The organism is Pseudomonas sp. NFACC42-2 (assembly GCF_900116055.1).
Taxonomy (GTDB): Bacteria; Pseudomonadota; Gammaproteobacteria; order Pseudomonadales; family Pseudomonadaceae; genus Aquipseudomonas; species Aquipseudomonas marginalis.
In genome coordinates this window covers 1-18489 of sequence record NZ_FOZO01000035.1, presented here as the reverse complement: position 1 = coordinate 18489, position 18489 = coordinate 1, and the positions used below count along the sequence as shown (strand labels likewise).

At 62.4% G+C, this 18489-nt stretch carries 17 protein-coding genes; 10 read left to right on the top strand and 7 right to left on the bottom strand.

What is annotated here, in order from left to right; translation table 11 throughout:
• Positions 1 to 185: 185 nt before the first annotated feature.
• The gene (locus BM416_RS30015) at positions 186 to 1187 is read right to left on the bottom strand and encodes a sensor domain-containing diguanylate cyclase (RefSeq protein WP_065941053.1); all 1002 of its coding nucleotides are present in this window, start codon (positions 1185 to 1187) and stop codon (positions 186 to 188) included.
• Positions 1188 to 1375: 188 nt separating this feature from the next.
• A complete protein-coding gene (desA, locus tag BM416_RS30010) occupies positions 1376 to 2560 on the bottom strand; it encodes a delta-9 fatty acid desaturase DesA (RefSeq protein WP_092490372.1) in 1185 nt (394 codons plus the stop codon).
• A gap of 166 nt (positions 2561 to 2726) precedes the next feature.
• On the opposite strand from desA, the gene dibA reads away from it, so the two are divergent.
• From dibA to BM416_RS29980, 6 genes are all read left to right on the top strand, one after another.
• Positions 2727 to 4637 (top strand): phosphodiesterase DibA, encoded by a 1911-nt coding sequence (gene dibA, locus BM416_RS30005; RefSeq protein WP_092490371.1) that lies wholly within the window; start codon positions 2727 to 2729, stop codon positions 4635 to 4637.
• Positions 4638 to 4875: 238 nt separating this feature from the next.
• Positions 4876 to 5058, top strand: a complete 183-nt coding sequence (gene oscA / locus BM416_RS30000; RefSeq protein WP_003170956.1) for a sulfur starvation response protein OscA — start codon at positions 4876 to 4878, stop codon at positions 5056 to 5058.
• A gap of 66 nt (positions 5059 to 5124) precedes the next feature.
• Positions 5125 to 6135, top strand: a complete 1011-nt coding sequence (locus tag BM416_RS29995) for a sulfate ABC transporter substrate-binding protein (RefSeq protein WP_027607869.1) — start codon at positions 5125 to 5127, stop codon at positions 6133 to 6135.
• 77 nt (positions 6136 to 6212) lie between these two features.
• Positions 6213 to 7031, top strand: a complete 819-nt coding sequence (gene cysT / locus BM416_RS29990) for a sulfate ABC transporter permease subunit CysT (protein ID WP_027607868.1) — start codon at positions 6213 to 6215, stop codon at positions 7029 to 7031.
• A gap of 13 nt (positions 7032 to 7044) precedes the next feature.
• On the top strand, positions 7045 to 7917 hold the full coding sequence (gene cysW, locus BM416_RS29985) for a sulfate ABC transporter permease subunit CysW (protein ID WP_027607867.1): 873 nt from the start codon (positions 7045 to 7047) through the stop codon (positions 7915 to 7917).
• Between the two features lie 3 nt (positions 7918 to 7920).
• On the top strand, positions 7921 to 8901 hold the full coding sequence (locus tag BM416_RS29980; protein WP_092490370.1) for a sulfate/molybdate ABC transporter ATP-binding protein: 981 nt from the start codon (positions 7921 to 7923) through the stop codon (positions 8899 to 8901).
• Positions 8902 to 9027: 126 nt separating this feature from the next.
• Here the strand turns inward: BM416_RS29980 and BM416_RS29975 are convergent, their stop codons facing one another.
• Entirely contained in the window at positions 9028 to 9555 is a 528-nt protein-coding gene (locus BM416_RS29975; RefSeq protein WP_092490369.1) for an Mpo1 family 2-hydroxy fatty acid dioxygenase, read from the bottom strand.
• Positions 9556 to 9638: 83 nt separating this feature from the next.
• On the opposite strand from BM416_RS29975, the gene BM416_RS29970 reads away from it, so the two are divergent.
• Both BM416_RS29970 and BM416_RS29965 read left to right on the top strand, forming a co-directional pair.
• Positions 9639 to 10325, top strand: coding sequence for a Crp/Fnr family transcriptional regulator (locus BM416_RS29970; protein WP_092490368.1), 687 nt, complete (start codon positions 9639 to 9641; stop codon positions 10323 to 10325).
• A 38-nt stretch (positions 10326 to 10363) separates the two neighbouring features.
• Positions 10364 to 10729, top strand: coding sequence for a response regulator (locus BM416_RS29965; RefSeq protein ID WP_065926326.1), 366 nt, complete (start codon positions 10364 to 10366; stop codon positions 10727 to 10729).
• Between the two features lie 102 nt (positions 10730 to 10831).
• Here the strand turns inward: BM416_RS29965 and BM416_RS29960 are convergent, their stop codons facing one another.
• Positions 10832 to 11836: an AraC family transcriptional regulator gene (locus BM416_RS29960; protein ID WP_092490367.1), complete on the bottom strand. Its 1005-nt coding sequence runs from the start codon at positions 11834 to 11836 to the stop codon at positions 10832 to 10834.
• 101 nt (positions 11837 to 11937) lie between these two features.
• Here BM416_RS29960 and BM416_RS29955 point away from each other — a divergent pair, with 101 nt between their 5' ends.
• Positions 11938 to 13017, top strand: coding sequence for a fatty acid desaturase (locus BM416_RS29955; RefSeq protein WP_092490366.1), 1080 nt, complete (start codon positions 11938 to 11940; stop codon positions 13015 to 13017).
• Here the strand turns inward: BM416_RS29955 and BM416_RS29950 are convergent.
• The 3 genes from BM416_RS29950 to BM416_RS29940 are packed head-to-tail and all read right to left on the bottom strand — an operon-like array spanning position 12989 to position 17020.
• Positions 12989 to 14599: an arylsulfatase gene (locus BM416_RS29950; protein WP_092490365.1), complete on the bottom strand. Its 1611-nt coding sequence runs from the start codon at positions 14597 to 14599 to the stop codon at positions 12989 to 12991. The two genes, BM416_RS29955 and BM416_RS29950, sit on opposite strands and share 29 nt — an antisense overlap.
• Before the next feature lie 16 nt (positions 14600 to 14615).
• Positions 14616 to 15431, bottom strand: coding sequence for an ABC transporter ATP-binding protein (locus tag BM416_RS29945; protein ID WP_092490364.1), 816 nt, complete (start codon positions 15429 to 15431; stop codon positions 14616 to 14618).
• Positions 15428 to 17020, bottom strand: coding sequence for an ABC transporter permease (locus tag BM416_RS29940; protein ID WP_092490363.1), 1593 nt, complete (start codon positions 17018 to 17020; stop codon positions 15428 to 15430). The genes BM416_RS29945 and BM416_RS29940 overlap by 4 nt, the downstream gene beginning before the upstream one ends.
• A gap of 288 nt (positions 17021 to 17308) precedes the next feature.
• Between BM416_RS29940 and BM416_RS29935 the strand changes: the two genes are divergently transcribed.
• Positions 17309 to 18310 carry an ABC transporter substrate-binding protein gene (locus tag BM416_RS29935; protein WP_092490362.1) on the top strand — a complete coding sequence of 334 codons (1002 nt, stop codon included), beginning with the start codon at positions 17309 to 17311 and terminating at the stop codon, positions 18308 to 18310.
• Positions 18311 to 18489: the final 179 nt, after the last annotated feature.

Genomic DNA, 18489 nt, shown 5'->3' with positions numbered 1-18489 from the left:
CGTACCTGTGGCGAGGGAGCTTGCTCCCGTTGGGCCGCGAAGCGGCCCCAGCTCTTTGTTTGAAAAAAACGGGACTGCTGCGCAGTCCAACGGGAGCAAGCTCCCTCGCCACAGGTTACTTTTTACCCTTTCTACTTCTTAACTGACCGGAATTGGGGCAAGCCCCCTCCCACAGTGATCGGCATTCAGCCAGCGATGACGCGATTCTTGCCCAGGCGCTTGGCCTCATACATGGCGGCATCGGCGCGGGCGAACAGGCTGTCCAGGGTGGAGTCTTCCTCGGTCAGGCTGGCCAGGCCCTGGCTGATGGTCACGCTGAACGCCTGGCCCTCATAGCTGAAGCTCAGCGCCTGAATCTCCTTGCCCAGGCGCTCGGCCACTTGCAGCGCCATCTCCGGCGCGCAACCCGGCAGAACTGCGGCGAACTCTTCGCCGCCAATGCGCCCGAACAGGTCGCCACGGCGCAGTACCCCGCGACCGCTCTCGGCGATACGCCGCAGCACCTGGTCGCCCTCCAGGTGGCCGTAGGTGTCGTTGACGTCCTTGAAGTCATCGATGTCCAGCAGTAGGAAGGCCAGCGGCGCGCCTTGGGCGCAGGCGCTGTCGAAGGCCTGGTTGGCGCATTCGAAGAAGTGTCGGCGGTTGCTGCTCTGGGTCAGCACGTCGGTGGTGGCGAGACGGTGCAGCTCCAGTTCCAGCTGTTTTTTTTCCGTGATGTCTTCGGCCATGCCGACGACGATCACCGGCTCGCCGGGCTCGACCTGCTGGTTGATGTAGCACTTGTCGCTCAGCCAGCGGATCTGCCCGTCGGCGGTGATGATGCGGTACTCGCGGTCTTCCACGGCCCCCTGCTCCAGCACGCGCGCCAGGCTGTGTTCGGCGTAATCGAGGTCTTCGGGGTGAATGCTGTTGCGCCATTCGCGGTGGTCGGCCAGCAGCAGGCCGGCGGAACGTCCAAAAATCCGCTCGTATGCCGGGCTGACGTAGAGCACGCGGCGGGTCTGCCAATCGATGGCCCACAGCACGGCGTTTACGCTGACCAGCAGAGAACTGAGCAATTGTTCGCGCTCACTCAGTCGCTCGACTTCGCCCTGGGCATGTACCAGTGCCAGCAGGGTTGCTGCCGCGGCCGGACGCGGAGGGTCAGCGGTAGGGCTGTCGGCGGTGAAGGGCTTTTCGAGAACCATCGGCACAACTCTCTCTGGGCGCGCCGCAAGATCGAGCAGCGGTCACTACAAGGGGCCACCATGATGGCGAAGTGTTCATTGAGAGAGGCGAATTGCAGTGAAGTTCCGTCAACAGGCTCGATTGGCGGTGTCCGAGAAATGGCGCCAAAAAGCTGATAGGTGGGAGGGCAAGCCCTCCCACGCGACTGTCAGACCGCCGCAGGACGCAGCGAATAGGTCTTCAATTGGTGGGCAAAATCCCGCAGGGACTGGATGCCGCTGGCCTCGGCCTCGTGCACCCATTCCTTGATGGCGGCGAGCATATCGTGGCCGTTGGAGCTGGTCTTGAGCCAGATCTGCTGCAGCGCCAGGCGTTTTTCGTAGATCACTTTCAGCGCCTGGCTGTGTTCCAGCATGCTCTGGATCCGCAGGTGGTGGCGGTCGTCCAGCAGGCTGGTTTCCCGCGACAGCAGGCGTTTGGCGCGGTGGAACTGGTGGCGCACCGAGTGATCGACTTTTTCCAGCTCCTGCTTGACCAACGGGCCGATCACCAACTTGCGGTACTGGGCCATGATCTGGAAGCGGTTGTTGAGGATCGCCATGGCGGTGTCCATGTCCAGGTGACCCTTGCCTTCCACGCGGTGGGCAATCGGTGCCACGCGCTGCACCTTGGCCAGGCGCAGGAAGCTGAACACCTTGATCCATGCCCAACCCAGGTCGAATTCCCACTTCTTCACCGACAGCTTGGCCGAGTTGGGGTAGGTGTGGTGATTGTTGTGCAGCTCTTCGCCGCCGACGATGATGCCCCACGGCACCAGGTTGGTGGCGGCGTCACGGCATTCGAAGTTGCGATAGCCCACGGCATGGCCCAGGCCGTTGATCACGCCGGCGGCCCAGAACGGAATCCACATCATCTGGATTGCCCAGATGGTGATGCCGATGGCGCCGAACAGCAGCAGGTCGATCACGCCCATGATCGCCACACCCAGCAGCGGGTGAGGGGTGTAGAGCTTGCGCTCGATCCAGTCGTCCGGGCAGTTCTTGCCGTAGATGCGCAGGGTCTCGGGGTTTTCGGCCTCGGCACGGTACAGCTCGGCGCCTTTGCGCAATACGGTGGACAAGCCCTTGATCACCGGGCTGTGGGGATCGTCGACGGTCTCGCACTTGGCGTGGTGCTTGCGGTGGATGGCGGTCCACTCGCGGGTGTTCTGTGCCGTGGTCAGCCACAGCCAGAAGCGGAAGAAGTGTTTCAGGCCGGCATTGAGCTCCAGGGAGCGATGGGCTGAATAGCGGTGCAGATAGACCGTGACCCCAACGATGGTCACGTGGGTCATCAACAGGGTGACTGCCACCAGTTGCCAGGCCGACAAGTCAAGAAAACCGTTGTACCACATAGGCTGTATGGCCCTCAGATAAAGAAAAGAACAGCACACGCATTATCACTAAGCCTACAGAGAAAACCAGCGGCCCTTTCAGATAAGACTTACGAGATGTTACATATCCTATAATCCCCATTCTTTGTAGGACGATTCTGGGCTTTTAGTAAGGATTACTGGGCATATGCTGTTTTCATACCGAGGAGCCCTGCGTGCTGGGCTGGTATACCTGCTGGCTTCGAGCGTCTGGATAGGCCTCACTCATCGGGTATTGATCGAGTTTCTCGATAATCCGACCGACCTGCACCGGTGGTTGCAGGTGCGCGGTTATGTGTGGGTGGCGCTCAGTGCCTGGTTGATCTACCTGATCTGTGCCCGATCTGCCCGGGCCGACCAGCAGCAACCCTTGAAAGAGAACCGCGAGCGCCTGCGCCAGGCTGCTGCCGTGTTCGATTGCACCCGCGAAGGGGTGTTGGTCACCGACGCCAAGGGCCTGATCGTGCATGTGAACCGGGCCTTCATGGAAATCACCGGCTACCAGCGCGATGACGTCATGGGCCGGCAGCCGAGCCTGTTCAAGTCCGGTCGCCATTCGTCGAATTTCTATCAACAGATGTTCCAGACCCTGGAACACACCGGTGAATGGAGCGGTGAAATCTGGAATCGGCGCAAAAGCGGTGAGATTTATCCACAGTGGCAAACCATTCGTGTGATTCACGATGACCTGGGCCATATCAGCCATTACGTCGCGGTGTTTTCCGACATCAGCGCCATCAAGGATTCTGAGCACGAACTGGCCCACCTGGCTCACCACGACCCGCTGACCGACCTGCCCAACCGCCTGCTGTTCACCGACCGTGCCGAGCAGGCGCTGGCCTCGGCGCAACTCCACAAGCGCGGCTGCGCCCTGCTGTTGCTGGACCTGGATCACTTCAAGATCATCAACGACAGCCTTGGCCATAATGTGGGCGACCAGTTGCTCAAGCTGGTGGGCGAGCGGCTCAAGGCGCTGTTCGGCCCCGGCGTGACCCTGGCGCGCCTGGGCGGGGATGAGTTCGCGGTGCTCGCGGAAAACTGCTCACAGGTGGTGCAGGCGGCGGCTTTGGCACAGCGCATGCTGGATGTGATGAAGCAGCCGTTCATCTTTGACGGCCATCAGCTGTTTATCAGCGCCAGCATCGGCATCAGCCTGTTCCCCAATGATGCCCTGAGCGCCGAGCAATTGTTGCGCAACGCCGATTCCGCGCTCTTCAAGGCCAAAAGCGTGGGCCGCGAAGGCTACGCGTTGTACACCGAAGAACTCACCGCCCACGCGCAGAACCGGGTGGAAATCGCCAGCGAACTGCGCCGCGCCCTCGAACAGCAGGAGCTGCGCGTCTACTACCAACCGGTGCACGACTTGCACACCAGCCGCCTGATCGGCGTCGAAGCACTGGTGCGCTGGCAACACCCCGAGCGTGGCCTGGTGCCGCCGGGTGATTTCATCCCCATTGCCGAACGCACCGGGTTGATTGCCGAGATCGATGGATGGGTGATGGACCAGGCCTGCCGACAGATGTGTCGATGGCTGGCCGACGGCGCGCCGCTGAGCTTTATTGCAATCAACGTATCCAGCCGCCTGTTTGCCCGGCGCGAACTCTACGATCAAGTCGCCCAGGTGCTGCACGCTACCGGCCTGGATCCGGCCTTCCTGGAGTTGGAAGTCACCGAAAGCGCGGTGATGGACGACCCCGAAGTGGCCCTGGAACAACTGCACCGCCTGCGCGAACTGGGCTTGCGCCTGGCCATCGATGACTTCGGCACCGGCTATTCCTCCCTGCTGCGCCTCAAGCGCCTGCCGGTGCAGAAACTCAAGATCGACCAGGGCTTTGTCGCCGGGCTGCCGTGGGACGAAGACGATGCCGCCATCGTGCGGGTGGTGATCGCCCTGGCGAAAAGCATGGGCATGCAGGTGCATGCCGAGGGGATCGAACAGGTGGAGCAGGCGCGGTTCTTGTTGGAGCAGCACTGCGATATGGGCCAGGGGTACTGGTTTGGGCGGCCGATGCCGGCGCAGGCCATTGACTGGGACTGCGCCCCCGCCATCCAGGCTTGAAATGCATTCAAATGTGGGAGGGGGCTTGCCCCCTCCCACATTGGGATATTCACAAGGCGTTATTTCAGCGCTCGGTCGCAAAACAAGCGCGCAACCCCACGTCCTGCCAGAAAATTCTTTCTGGTTATATAAACATTCTTAAATAGTATTTTTAAGAATATCCGCGCTTATCTACTATCGCCCTACGCCGCAAGCAGTGCCGCCACTGCGAGGCACTATTCATTTCAGGAGCGAGACCATGAGCGCATCTCTACGTAGCGTCGACGGCCAGGACGAAGCAGCCATTTTGCGCGAGATCCAGAGCGCCTTGCGCGATCTGCGGTTTGGCGCGGTGGAAATCACTGTGCACAACGCTCAAGTGGTACAGATCGAACGCAAGGAAAAATTCCGTTTGCAGAACCCGGGTAACAAACCGAGCTAAGCGATAACGGCGATAGACCCCGTCACTATAAGAAAAAGCCAACACCCAGAATTTTCAGGAGCTTCTATGTCGTCGATTCGCCGTTATGCCCTGGCCGCCCTGGCCAGCGCCGTGTTTGCCGGTTCCGCGGTTGCCAAGGACTACGAGTTGCTCAACGTTTCGTACGATCCTACCCGTGAGCTGTACCAGGACTACAACGCTGAGTTCACCAACTTCTGGAAACAGTCCCACCCCGGCGACACCGTCAAGATCCAGCAATCCCACGGTGGCTCGGGCAAGCAAGGTCGGGCGGTGATCGACGGCCTGCGCGCCGACGTGGTGACCCTGGCCCTGGCCGGTGACATCGACGAAATCGCCAAGCTGGGCAAGACCCTGCCGGAAAACTGGCAGACCCGCCTGCCGGATGCGAGCACCCCATACACCTCGACCATCGTGTTCCTGGTGCGCAAGGGCAACCCTAAAGGTATCAAGGATTGGGGCGACCTGATCAAGAAAGACGTGTCGGTGATCACGCCTAACCCGAAAACCTCCGGCGGTGCGCGCTGGAACTTCCTTGCCGCCTGGGCCTACGGCCTGAAATCCGGTGGCAGCGAAGCCAAGGCCCAGGAATACGTCAAGGAGCTGTTCAAGCACGTGCCGATCCTCGACACCGGCGCGCGCGGCTCGACCATTACCTTCGTCAACAACGGTCAGGGCGACGTGTTGCTGGCCTGGGAAAACGAGGCATTCCTGGCCCTGAAAGAAGACGGCGGCGCCGACAAGTTCGACATCGTCGTGCCGTCCCTGTCGATCCTTGCGGAGCCGCCGGTGGCCGTGGTCGACAAGAACGCCGAGAAAAAGGGCAATACCGAGATCGCCACTGAATACCTCAAGCACCTGTACAGCCCGGCTGGCCAGGAGATTGCGGCGAAGAACTTCTACCGCCCACGGGATGCAAAAGTGGCCGCCAAATACGCCCAGCAGTTCCCGAAACTGGACCTGGTGACTATCGACAAAGACTTCGGCGGCTGGAAAACTGCCCAGCCGAAATTCTTTAACGACGGTGGCGTGTTCGACCAGATCTACACGGCGCAGTAAGCCGAGCAACAACCCGCCCACAGAGCCCGCATTCACCTGCGGGTTTTGTGTGTCAGTTCCGCTAACCAAGGACTCTTATGTCGCGTCGTATTTCCCCCGTCATACCCGGCTTCGGGCTGACGCTGGGCTACACCGTGGTGTACCTCAGCCTGATCGTACTCATCCCCCTCGCGGCGATGTTCGTACACGCCGCTCAACTCACCTGGGATCAGTTCTGGAACATCATCTCCGCACCCCGTGTGCTGGCGGCGTTGAAGCTGAGTTTCAGCACCGCGCTGTACGCCGCCCTGATCAATGGCGTGATCGGCACGCTGCTGGCCTGGGTGCTGGTGCGCTACACCTTCCCCGGCCGCAAGATCATCGACGCGATGATCGACCTGCCGTTCGCCCTGCCCACCGCCGTGGCCGGTATTGCCCTGACTGCCCTGTACACGCCGACCGGCCTGGTGGGCCAGTTCGCCGCCGACCTGGGCTTCAAGATCGCCTACAGCCCCTTGGGCATCACCCTGGCGCTGACCTTCGTGACCCTGCCGTTCGTGGTGCGCACGGTGCAGCCGGTACTCGCCGATATCCCCCGGGAAATCGAAGAAGCCGCCGCCTGCCTGGGCGCCAAGCCGTTGCAGGTGTTCCGCTACATCCTCGTCCCCGCGCTGCTGCCCGCCTGGCTGACCGGCTTCGCCCTGGCGTTTGCCCGTGGCGTCGGTGAGTACGGTTCGGTGATTTTCATCGCCGGCAACATGCCGATGAAAACCGAGATCCTGCCGTTGCTGATCATGGTCAAGCTCGACCAGTACGACTACCGCGGCGCCACCTCCATTGGCGTACTGATGCTGGTGGTTTCCTTTGTCCTGCTGCTGCTGATCAACTTGTTGCAGCGGCGCATCGAACGTCCATAAGGAGGCGCGGAACATGTCCCAATCGTCTATTTCCGCGGCATCCTCGGCCAACGCAGCCCGCCGTGGCAGCGCTGTGTCCCGGCGCATCCTGATCAGCCTGGGCTGGCTGGTGTTCTTCCTGTTCCTGCTGCTGCCGCTGTTTATCGTGGTGTCCCAGGGCTTGAAGAACGGCCTCGGTGCGTTTTTCACCGCGATCCTTGAACCGGACGCGTTGTCCGCGCTGAAACTCACGGTGATCGCCGTGCTGATTTCGGTGCCGCTCAACCTGGTATTCGGCGTCAGCGCGGCCTGGTGCGTGAGCAAGTACTCGTTCCGTGGCAAGAGCATCCTGGTGACGCTGATCGACCTGCCGTTCTCGGTCTCCCCGGTGATCGCCGGCCTGGTCTACGTGCTGATGTTCGGCGCCCAGGGCCTGTTTGGCCCTTGGTTGCAGGCGCATGACATCCAGATCGTGTTCGCCTTGCCCGGCATCGTGCTGGCGACCATTTTCGTCACCGTGCCGTTCGTCGCCCGCGAACTGATCCCGCTGATGCAGGAGCAGGGCACCCAGGAAGAAGAGGCCGCACGCCTGCTGGGTGCCAATGGCTGGCAGATGTTCTGGCATGTCACCGTGCCGAATATCAAATGGGGCCTGATCTACGGCGTGGTGCTGTGTACCGCGCGGGCCATGGGGGAGTTCGGCGCGGTGTCGGTGGTGTCCGGCCATATTCGCGGCGTGACCAACACCTTGCCGCTGCACGTCGAGATTCTCTACAACGAATACAACCACGTTGCCGCGTTTGCGGTGGCGAGTCTGCTGCTGATCCTGGCGCTCTTCATCCTGCTGCTCAAGCAGTGGAGCGAGAACCGTATTAATCGCCTGCGCGCCAGTGCGGCTGAGGAATAAGTCATGTCGATCGAAGTCCGTAACGTCAGCAAGAACTTCAACGCCTTCAAGGCCCTGGACAGCATCAACCTGGATATCCAGAGTGGCGAGCTGGTGGCCTTGCTTGGGCCTTCCGGCTGCGGCAAGACCACCTTGCTGCGCATCATCGCCGGCCTGGAAACCCCGGATGACGGCAGCATCGTGTTCCACGGTGAAGACGTCTCCGGCCACGACGTGCGTGATCGCAACGTCGGTTTTGTGTTCCAGCACTACGCGCTGTTCCGCCACATGACCGTGTTCGACAACGTCGCCTTCGGCCTGCGCATGAAGCCGAAGAACCAGCGCCCGAGCGAAAGCCAGATTGCGGCCAAGGTTCACGAACTGCTGAACATGGTGCAGCTGGACTGGCTGGCCGACCGTTACCCGGAACAACTCTCCGGTGGCCAGCGCCAGCGTATCGCCCTGGCCCGTGCGTTGGCGGTCGAGCCGAAGGTGCTGCTGCTGGATGAACCCTTCGGCGCCCTCGACGCCAAGGTGCGTAAGGAACTGCGCCGCTGGCTGGCGCGCCTGCACGAAGACATCAACCTGACCTCGGTGTTCGTGACCCACGACCAAGAAGAGGCCATGGAAGTCGCCGACCGCATCGTGGTGATGAACAAGGGCGTGATCGAGCAGATCGGCTCACCGGGCGACGTCTACGAAAACCCGGCCAGCGATTTCGTCTACCACTTCCTCGGCGACTCCAACCGCCTGCACCTGGGTGAAGACAAGCACGTGCTGTTCCGCCCCCACGAAGTGTCGCTGTCGCGCCACGAACTGGAAGATCATCACGCGGCCGAGGTGCGTGATATTCGTCCATTGGGCGCGACCACGCGGGTCACCTTGAAGGTCGAAGGCCAGAGCGAGCTGATCGAAGCCGAAGTGGTGAAGGACCACGACAGCCTGACCGGCCTGGCCCGTGGCGAGACCCTGTTCTTCAAACCCAAGGTCTGGCAAAAAGCCTGAGTTCACCGCAAAACCAATTCTGAAACTGGGACCAAATGTGGGAGGGGGCTTGCCCCCGATAGCAGTGGGTCAGCAGCAGATAAGCTGACTGAAACACCGCCATCGGGGGCAAGCCCCCTCCCACATTCAGATCTGTCTCGGCTTCAGATCGCGGCGAACCACCGGTCCCGAGCGCTCTTCGATCTGCTGCTTCAAACCCTGGCGCAACCCCAGCAAAAACGCCACCTCCGCCACCACAAACAACGGTCCCACAATCAGCCCCGACACGTCGTCCACAAACGCCGGCTTCCTGCCCTCGTAGTAATGCCCGACAAACTGAATCACCCAGCCCACCACGAACATTCCCACCCCGCTGCTGAGCCACACCATCGTGCTCTGCGCCGCCAACACGTGCCCGGCCCATACCGACAAACCCATCAACACCGTCATCAGCACGCCCAGGGCCAGTTCAAGCCGCAGGTAAAACCACGCCGAAAACAGCGCCACTATCACCGCCGGGGAAAGCCACAGCCCGCCCACGGCCCATTCGGGGCGTGACAGCAGCACAGCCACGGCGACCACAATCAGCGGGATGCCGATGAAGTGGCTGGCGATATTGCGCGGATCGCGGTGGTACGCGGCGTATTGACTGAGGTGATCGACGAGGCTTTTCATTGTTGTTCCTCCTGTAGGATGTTTGATCATGCCCTGTCAGCCTGGGACTAACTGTCAGTTGGGCGACAATCTTCGGAGTTCTCATGGATGCGACGCAATGGCACGCCCGGTTGGCCGTCGGTCACTGGTTCAGTCACCTGCCCGTACCTTTCCAGCATAGTCTGCTGGCCCATGCGCGGCTGCGGCAGCTGACGGCGGGACAGTACCTGTTCAAGCGCGGCGACCCGCCCTGCGGCTTGTATGCGGTGCTCGAGGGCACGTTGCGCGTCAGTGCGGTGAATGAGCACGGCAAGGAAGCGCTGTTGAGCCTGGTGGGGGCGCCCTACTGGTTCGGCGAGATCTGCCTGTTCGACGGCTTGCCGCGCACCCACGACGCCTGCGCCACGGGGCCGTGCACGCTGGTGCAGGTGTCGCAGCAGGCGCTGCTGAAGATCCTCGAGGAGTCCCCCCGGTACTGGCGCGACCTGGCGTTGCTGATGAGCCAGAAGCTGCGCCTGAGTTTTATCGGCCTCGAACAGCTCAGCCTGATGCCCGCTTCGGTGCGCCTGGCCCACCGGCTGTTGATGATCGTTGAGGGCTACGGCGACATGGCGCCTTCAAAACGCGTGCTGCAACTGCCCCAGGAAGACCTGGCGGCGATGTTGAGCCTGTCGCGCCAGACCACCAATGCCTTGCTCAAGGACCTGCAAGCCCAGGGCATCGTGCGCCTGGGCTATGGCGAGATCGAAATCCTCGATGCACAGCGGCTACGAGAGGCGGCGCACACCTGAGGGTGTTAGCCTGCAAACCTGATCAATCGAGGTGTGTTATGCGTGTGCTGTTAGTGGAACATGAATCCGAAGAGGCACAGCGGATGGCCCGGGGCTTGAACGAGGCCGGCTACACCGTGGAAGTCGCGGCCAACGGCATGGCCGCGCAGCGCTTTGTCGAAAGCGCCGAATACGACCTGGTGATCCTGGATGTGATGTTGCCAGGCCTGAATGCCTGGAAGCTGCAGCAGGCGATCCGGCAGAAGGGTGAGACGCCGGTGTTGTTCCTGACCACGCCGGGCGGGATTGAAGATCGCCTGCGCGGTCTGGAGTTGCATGAGGATGATTACCTGCTCAAGCCGTTTGAGGCCAAGGGGTTGGTGATGCGGGTCAGGAAACTGTTGCGGCGCGATCGGGGTCGCTGAGCGATCGCCATCGGGAGCAAGCCCCCTCCCACAGGAGAACGCATTTCAAATGTGGGAGGGGGCTTGCCCCCGATGAGGCCCTCAGCCTCCCCACACATCCCCCTACCGCAACCCATCCCGAAACTGCCCCGGCGTCATCCCCGTCCAGCGCTTGAACGCCCGGTTAAAGCTGCTGGTATCAGCAAACCCCAACAGATGACTGATCTCCGCCAATGAGCACTGCGGATCCCGCAGGTGCAACAACGCCAGATTCTCCCGGCATTCATTGAGCAACGCATCAAACCGACACCCCTCATCCGCCAGATGCCGCTGCAGACTGCGCAGGCTCAAATGCAGCGCCTGGGCAATCCGCTCGGCACTCGGCTCGCCATCGGGCAGTTGCGCCTCGATGGCCGCGCGCACCTTGCGTTCCCAGGTCAGCGGTTGCAGTTGCGCCAGGGTGCGTTTGAGCACGGTTTCGTTGTGTTCGGCCAGTTCCGGGTTGGCGTCGTCCAGGTGGCTGTCGAAATCGCTGGCGGCGAATTCGAGGCGGTCTTCCTCGGCGCCGAAAAACACCGGTGCGCGGAACACCGTGTGCCAGGGCTTGGGGTCGGCGGGTTGCGGGCGTCGCAGGTAAACCGCCAGCGGTGCATAGTCGCGGCCCAGGCGATTGCGGCACGTGCGCACATAGATCGCGGCAAATGCATCGATGGCCTCCAGCGCCGGCGCCGGCCTGCCTGGCGGTTGCAGCAGGCGAAAGCGGTAGCGCTCGCCATCGCCGCTGAGTTCCAGGCTCAGGGCATCGCTGACCACCTGGTGATACCGCACGATGCGCTCGAACACCTCGCGCAGGCTGCCGCTCGCCACCAGCGCATAACCCAGCGCATGAAAGGTGGTCGGGCTGACAAACCGCGATACCCGCAACCCGATGGCCGGATCGCCGCTGGCCTGCACCGCCAGTTCCCACAGGCGCGTGGTGGCCGACAGCGGATAACGCGCATTGGGGTCATCCATCTGCTGCGGATCAAGCCCGGCCTGGGCGCACAGCGCGGCGCTGTCGAGGCCCAGGGCATCGAGCTGCTTGCGCAGGGCGCGGGTCCAGCTGGCGAGGGAAGTCGGTTCGGTCATGGCGATTGGCGCTTGCGGTCAACAGGTTGGCGTGTGGGGCTAGCGTCCTGCAAGAAGCCCTGGTGCAGGATGTAACCATCAATGAATAAGAGGATGGGAGCATGGACGGTACTTCTGCAAGTCCCCAGCAGATGAACGCGCAACAGCGTTCGGCGCATATCCGTGAAGTGGTGCTCGCCGAAGGCGTGCGCTTGCGTCGCCGGCACCCGTGGCTGCAACATCAGGACGCCCTGGGCGCGGGTATCCTGGCCTTTGCCTTGCTCGGCATGATGGGCTCGGCGGCGCTCTATATCAGCGGTCACATGGCCTGGTGGGCCTGCCTGCTGCTCAATGCGTTCCTGGCCTCACTGACCCACGAGCTGGAACACGACCTGATCCACAGCATGTACTTTCGCAAACAGCGCGTGCCCCACAACCTGATGATGGGCCTGGTGTGGCTGGCGCGGCCGAGCACCATCAACCCGTGGATCCGTCGTCACCTGCACCTCAATCACCACAAGGTCTCCGGCACCGAGACCGATATGGAGGAACGTGCGATCACCAACGGCGAGCCCTGGGGCCTGGCGCGGTTGCTGATGGTGGGCGATAACGTGATGTCGGCGTTTATCCGCATGCTGCGCGCCAGGACCTGGGGCCACAAACTCAAGATCCTCAAGCGCTCGCTGCTGGTCTACGCGCCCCTGGCGCTGCTGCATTGGGGCGCGTGGTATATCTTCCTCGGCTTCCATGCCGCCAACGGCATCGCCAGCCTGCTGGGCACGCCGATCGACTGGTCCGCCGGCACCTTGCAGATGATGCAGGTGATCGACATCGCCGCCGTGGTGATCATCGGCCCCAATGTGCTGCGCACCTTTTGCCTGCACTTTGTCAGCTCCAACATGCACTACTACGGCGATGTGGAACCGGGCAATGTGATCCAGCAAACCCAAGTGTTGAACCCGTGGTGGCTGTGGCCGTTGCAGGCGTTCTGCTTCAACTTCGGCAGCACCCACGGGATTCACCATTTTGTGGTGAAGGAGCCGTTCTACATCCGCCAGATGACGGCCAAGGTAGCGCATAAGGTCATGGCCGAGATGGGCGTGCGCTTCAATGATTTCGGCACGTTTGCGCGGGCCAATCGGCTTGAACCCATGGCGTCGCCCCAGGCCCGGCTCAATCCGGCTGAAACGGCGATGCGCTGAGCACCACGCCGGTTTCGTCGACGTACTGCTGCCAGTGGCCGATCAACGTGGCGAGCTTGTCCGGATGACTCAAGGCCAGGTCGTGGATTTCGCCGGGGTCCTGGCCCAGGTCATACAGCTGCCAGGTCGCCGGGCCCACCGGGCCGGGGATGTACACGGCTTTCCACTGGCCCTGGCGAATCGCGCGGCGGCCAAACAGTTCCCAGCCGGTCACCGTGTTTTCGTCGTGCACCTGGGCGGTCTCGCCGGAGAGGAAGCCCAGCCACGACTTGCCCCGCAGCGGCGCCACCGGCTTGCCACGCCATTGTTTGCCCGGATGGCGCACGCCGGCCAGGTCGAGGATGGTCGGCGTGATGTCCATCACCGTGCCGAACCCATGGCTGATACGACCTTTGAGCGACAACTGCGGATAGTGCACCAGCGCCGGCACGCGAATCCCGCCCTCGGTGGTGAACGCCTTGAACAATCGCGACGGCGCCGTCGCCACCTGCGCCCATGACGGGCCATACCAGACGTAGGAGTTGGCGCGGCCGATATTGTCGAGGCTGTTGTCGTAATGCTGGTTGAGGTAGGTGAGCAACTGCGGCCCGAACTTGGGGAACGCCTCCAGCAGCGCACCTTCGGCGCCGTTGTCGGACATGAACACAATGAACGTATTGTCCAACTGCCCCTGCTGGCGCAGGTAATCCACCACTCGGCCGATGTTCCAGTCCATGCGCTCGACCATCGCCGCATACACCTCCATGGCCCGCGCCGACACCTGGCGCTGTTCGTCGCTCAAGGCGGCCCACTGGGTGTTCAGCTCGATCAACGGATGGGGCTCGACGTCGGCATCGATCAGCCCGAGTGCCTTGAGTTTTTCCAGGCGTTCCAGGCGCAGCACTTCGGGGCCGGCGTCGTAGCGGCCACGGTACTTTTCGACGATGTCCGCAGGCGCCTGCAACGGCCAGTGCGGGGCGGAAAACGGCAGGTAGGCGAAGAACGGCCGGGCCTGGTCGCGCTCCTTGAGGTAGTGCAGCAGCTTGTCGCCGAAGGCATCGGAGGAATAGAAGTCCTTGGGCAGTTGCTCGACGAACCGGTCGTCTTCGATGTACAGCGCCGGGGTGGACTTGAGCAGGCCCGGGGTGTGCTCGTCGTAGGTCGGCTCGAAGCCGTAATGGTTGGCGGCGCCCGGCAGCAGCGAGAACGAGCGCTCGAAACCGCGGGCGTGGGGCGCGAGTTCGGCGGTCAGGCCCAAGTGCCACTTGCCGCTCATCAATGTCTGGTAACCGGCTTCGCGCAGCAACTCCGGCAGTGCCACCACCTTGTCATTCAAGTAGCCCTCGTAGCCGGGCTTGCCGATCAGCTCCGGGGTCAGTGCCTCGGCCATGGTGCCGATACCGGCGATATGGTGGTCGGTGCCGGTGAGCAGCATCGAGCGGGTAGGCGAGCACGTCGGGGCGGTGTGGAAGTCGGTCAGGCGCAGGCCGTTCAGGGCGAGTGCGTCCAGGTGCGGCGTGGAAATTTCCCCGCCAAACGCACCGAGGTCCGAGAAGCCCATGTCATCGGCCAGGATCACGAGAAAATTGGGACGTTGCGGCATCAAGGCACTCCTTTTTTCAACAGGCAATAAAGGCCAATGGCAGATCGCGGATCTGTTCGCGCACCGGCGGCTGGTAGTGGCCATCGTTGGTCAATTCATGCAGCAGTTCTTCACGCAGTTGATGGAATTCAAAACTGCTGCGCTGACGTGGATGTGGCAGGGCGACGTCCACCACCTGCTTGATCCGCCCCGGCCGAGGCTCCATCACCACCACCCGGTCGGCGAGGAAAATCGCTTCCTCCACATCGTGGGTCACCAATACCGTGGTGATTTTGGCGCGGGCGCGGATCGCCAGGAGTTCGTCCTGCATCTGCTGGCGAGTCAGGGCGTCGAGGGCGCCGAAGGGTTCGTCCAGCAGCAGGATGCGCGGGCTGGCCACCAGGCCGCGGGCAATCGCCACCCGTTGCGCCATGCCGCCGGACAGTTGGTGCGGATAGGCGCGGGTGAAGTCGGTGAGGCCGACCAGCTCGATAAAATCGCTGATGCGCCGATTGCGCTCTGCTTCGCTCAGTGGCTCGTTGACCAGGCCCAGGCCGATGTTTTCCGCCACGGTGAGCCAGGGGAACAAACGGTGCTCCTGGAACACGATGCCGCGCTCGCCGCCAATGCCGCTCACGGCTTTACCGTCGACGCGGATCTCGCCGCGAAACTGCGTATCCAGCCCCACCAGCAAACGCAGCAGGGTGGATTTGCCGCAGCCGCTGGAGCCGACAATCGCAACGAATTCGCCTTCGGCAATCTCCAGGTTGAATTCGCGGATGGCTTCCAGCTCGAAGTCGTCGACGTCGAAGGTCTTGCCCACATGGTTGAAGCTGACGATAGGTGCGTTCATGCGTTTCTCCAGCGGGTGGCGCGGGTTTCGATGCGCTGGCCGATCAGGTTGAGGGCCGCGCCGGTAAGGCCGACCAGGAGCATGCCGCTCATGATCAGGTCCATGCGCAGCAGTTGTTGGGCGCCGATCATCAGGCTGCCGATACCGCCGTTGGACGGCATGAAATATTCCGCACCGATGGTGCCCAGCCAGGCGTAGATCAGGCTCAGGCGCAGGCCGGCGAAAATGCCGGCTGCGGCACCTGGCAGTACCAGGCGTCGCAGCCGTTGGAACAGGTTCAGGCGCAACACCTGCGCCGCTTCGTTGAGCTGTGGCGACAGATTCAGCACGCTGCGTTGGGTGGCGATAAACAACGGGAAGAAGGCGGCGAGGGCGATAAACACCCACTTGGCCAACTCACCCAGGCCAAACCAGGCAGTGAGCAGCGGCACCCAGGCGAAAATCGCGATCTGGCGCAAGGCGCTCAGGGTCGGCCCGAGTACCCGCTCACTGCGCCGTGACAGTCCCAGCCACAGGCCCATGGCAAAGCCAACGCCGCCACCGAGCAGCAACCCGCCCAGGCTTCGCCCCAGGCTGGTGCCCAGTGCACCGCTGAGGTTGCCATCCACCACCCCGGCGACGGTGGTGTGCAGCACCACCCATGGGCTGACCAGAATGTTCGGGTCGACCCAGCCTTGTTGCGTCGCGACCTGCCACAGCGCCAGCAACAGCAGGGGCAGCACCCACGGTTGCAGGCGCTGCCAGCCTTGATAGCGCGGACCGCGACGAATCTGCGCCGTGGCCGGGTGGGGCCAGTGCACCCATTTGCGGTCCAGCCAGCCAATGCCACGGTCCATCACCACGCCGAATACGCCGATGACCACGATGCACACGAAGACGATATCGAGCATGAACAGCTGGCGCGCCCACACCATCAGGTAGCCGATGCCTTCGCTGGAGGCCAGCAACTCCACCGCCAGCAGCGAGGTCCAGCCGGCCGCCAGGGCCAGGCGCACGCCGGCCATAAAGGCGGGCAGCGCGGCAGGCAGGATCAGGCGACGGATCAACAGGTGCGTGGGCAGGCGCAGCACGCGGGCGGCTTCACGCAACTGGGGTTGGGCGTCGCGCACCCCCACCAGGGTATGCAGGGTCACGGGCACCACGATCGCCTTCACCAGCACCACCAGTTTCAGGGTTTCGCCAATGCCGAAGAACACCATGAACAGCGGAATCCAGGCCAGGGTCGGTACTTGCGACAACGCGCTGAACGTCGGAAACACCAGGCGCTCGGCGCGCGCGCTGAAACCCAGCACCGCCCCCAGCAGCGCCCCGGCGCCAATCCCCGCCAGCAACCCCCAGAACAGGCGTTGCAGGCTGATCGCCAGGTGGCTCCACAGCTCGCCGCCGGCCAGTTCCACGGCGCTGCTCCACACCAGGGACGGTGGCGGCAGGATCTGCTCGCTCATCCAGTGATTGCGGCTGGCCAGCCACCACAGCGCAAACAGCGTCACCGGCAGCAACCATGGCAACAGCCGTTCACTGCGCAGCGGCCAACGTGGTGTGGCGCCGGGAGCCGGGAGCGGGAGGCTCAAAAGTGAGATTCGGGCCATGGAGGACCTCCGTTGTCGCCAAGGGCGTTATGTGATTTCGATCTTATAAAAACGTAATCAAGATGATTGGGGGATAAGAAAAGCCATTTAAAGCCTCGCCCCGGCACGCATCCAATGCATTCGAAGAATATTTTCGATGCTATTCATGCATAGCCCTCTGGAGTCTGCGTTTCCCTTCGCATAGCTCTAAAAGCTATTAAATTGTGAATTTATAGTATTTAAAGTTTTGACCAGGTTGTGCCTACTTTCTGCTCCCCAGGCGACCCTCGCCCACAAGGAGCTGCGCTTATGAAACTGCCGTTCAAACGTCTGATCACCCTGGTCGCAGGCACCGCACTGGCGGGCCTGGTACAGGCTGCCGACCTCAAGGAAATCCGCATCGCCGTGCCCGACCTCAGCGCAGGCAGCCAGCACAGCGGCGGGGGCATAACGGACGTGCTGCGCGAGCAGCAGATCTTCGAAAAAGCCTTCGCCGACCAAGGCATCAAGATCCAGTGGAATTACTTCAAGGGCGCCGGCCCTGTGATCAACGAAGCCTTCGCCAACGGGCAGGTGGACCTGGCGTACCTGGGCGACCTGGCGGCGATCATCGGCCGCTCCAATGGCCTGGAGACGCGCCTGCTCAGTGCCACCGCGCGGGACATCAAGCAGTACCTCGGCGTGGTGCCGGGTTCTGGCATCAAGACCTTGCAGGACCTCAAGGGCAAGCGTGTCGCGGTGTTCCGTGGCACGGCCAGCCAGTTGTCGTTCGACAGTGCATTGGCCAGCCAGGGCTTGAGTGAGAAGGACCTCAAAGTCATCAGCCTGGACTACAACGCCGCCAATGCCGCGCTGGCCGCCAAGCAGATCGACGCCACCTGGGGCGGTTCGAACCTGACGGCGTTACAAGCCAAGGGGCTGGCTGAAATACCGCTGACCACCAAGGACCTCGGCGGCGCCGGCAGCGTCCAGGCGGTGCTGGTGGGCAGCAAACAGTTTGTCGACGAGCACCCCGACGCCGTCGCCAAGCTGCTCAAGGCCCAGCAGCAGGCGGTGCACTGGTTGACCGATGACAACAACAAGCAAGCCTACATAGCGCTGGTGTCCGGGCTGGCCAGTTACCCGCCGGTGATCCTCACCAATGACTTGAAAGACCAGACCCTCAGCGAGATTTTCCCGTCGACCCTGGACCCGGTGTTCCTGGCTAGATTGCAGGGTTCGGTGGACCTGGCCTCCAAGGAGAAGCTGATTCGCAAGCCGTTCCAGGTGAGTGACTGGGTGGCGCCGAACCTGGCGGCGGCGGGGCTTTGAGTCGGGTGGTGCCTGGGCTATCGCCATCGGGGCATGGGTATCTACACAACTTGAGCGAGCCTTCTGCGTAGATACCGTCTTATCCACCCCCATCAAGGCCCCCCGTAGCAGCTGCCGAGCGCAAGCGAGGCTGCGTCAGGCGCGCTGCCGATTCAAGCCCGAGTCGCGGCCGACGCAGC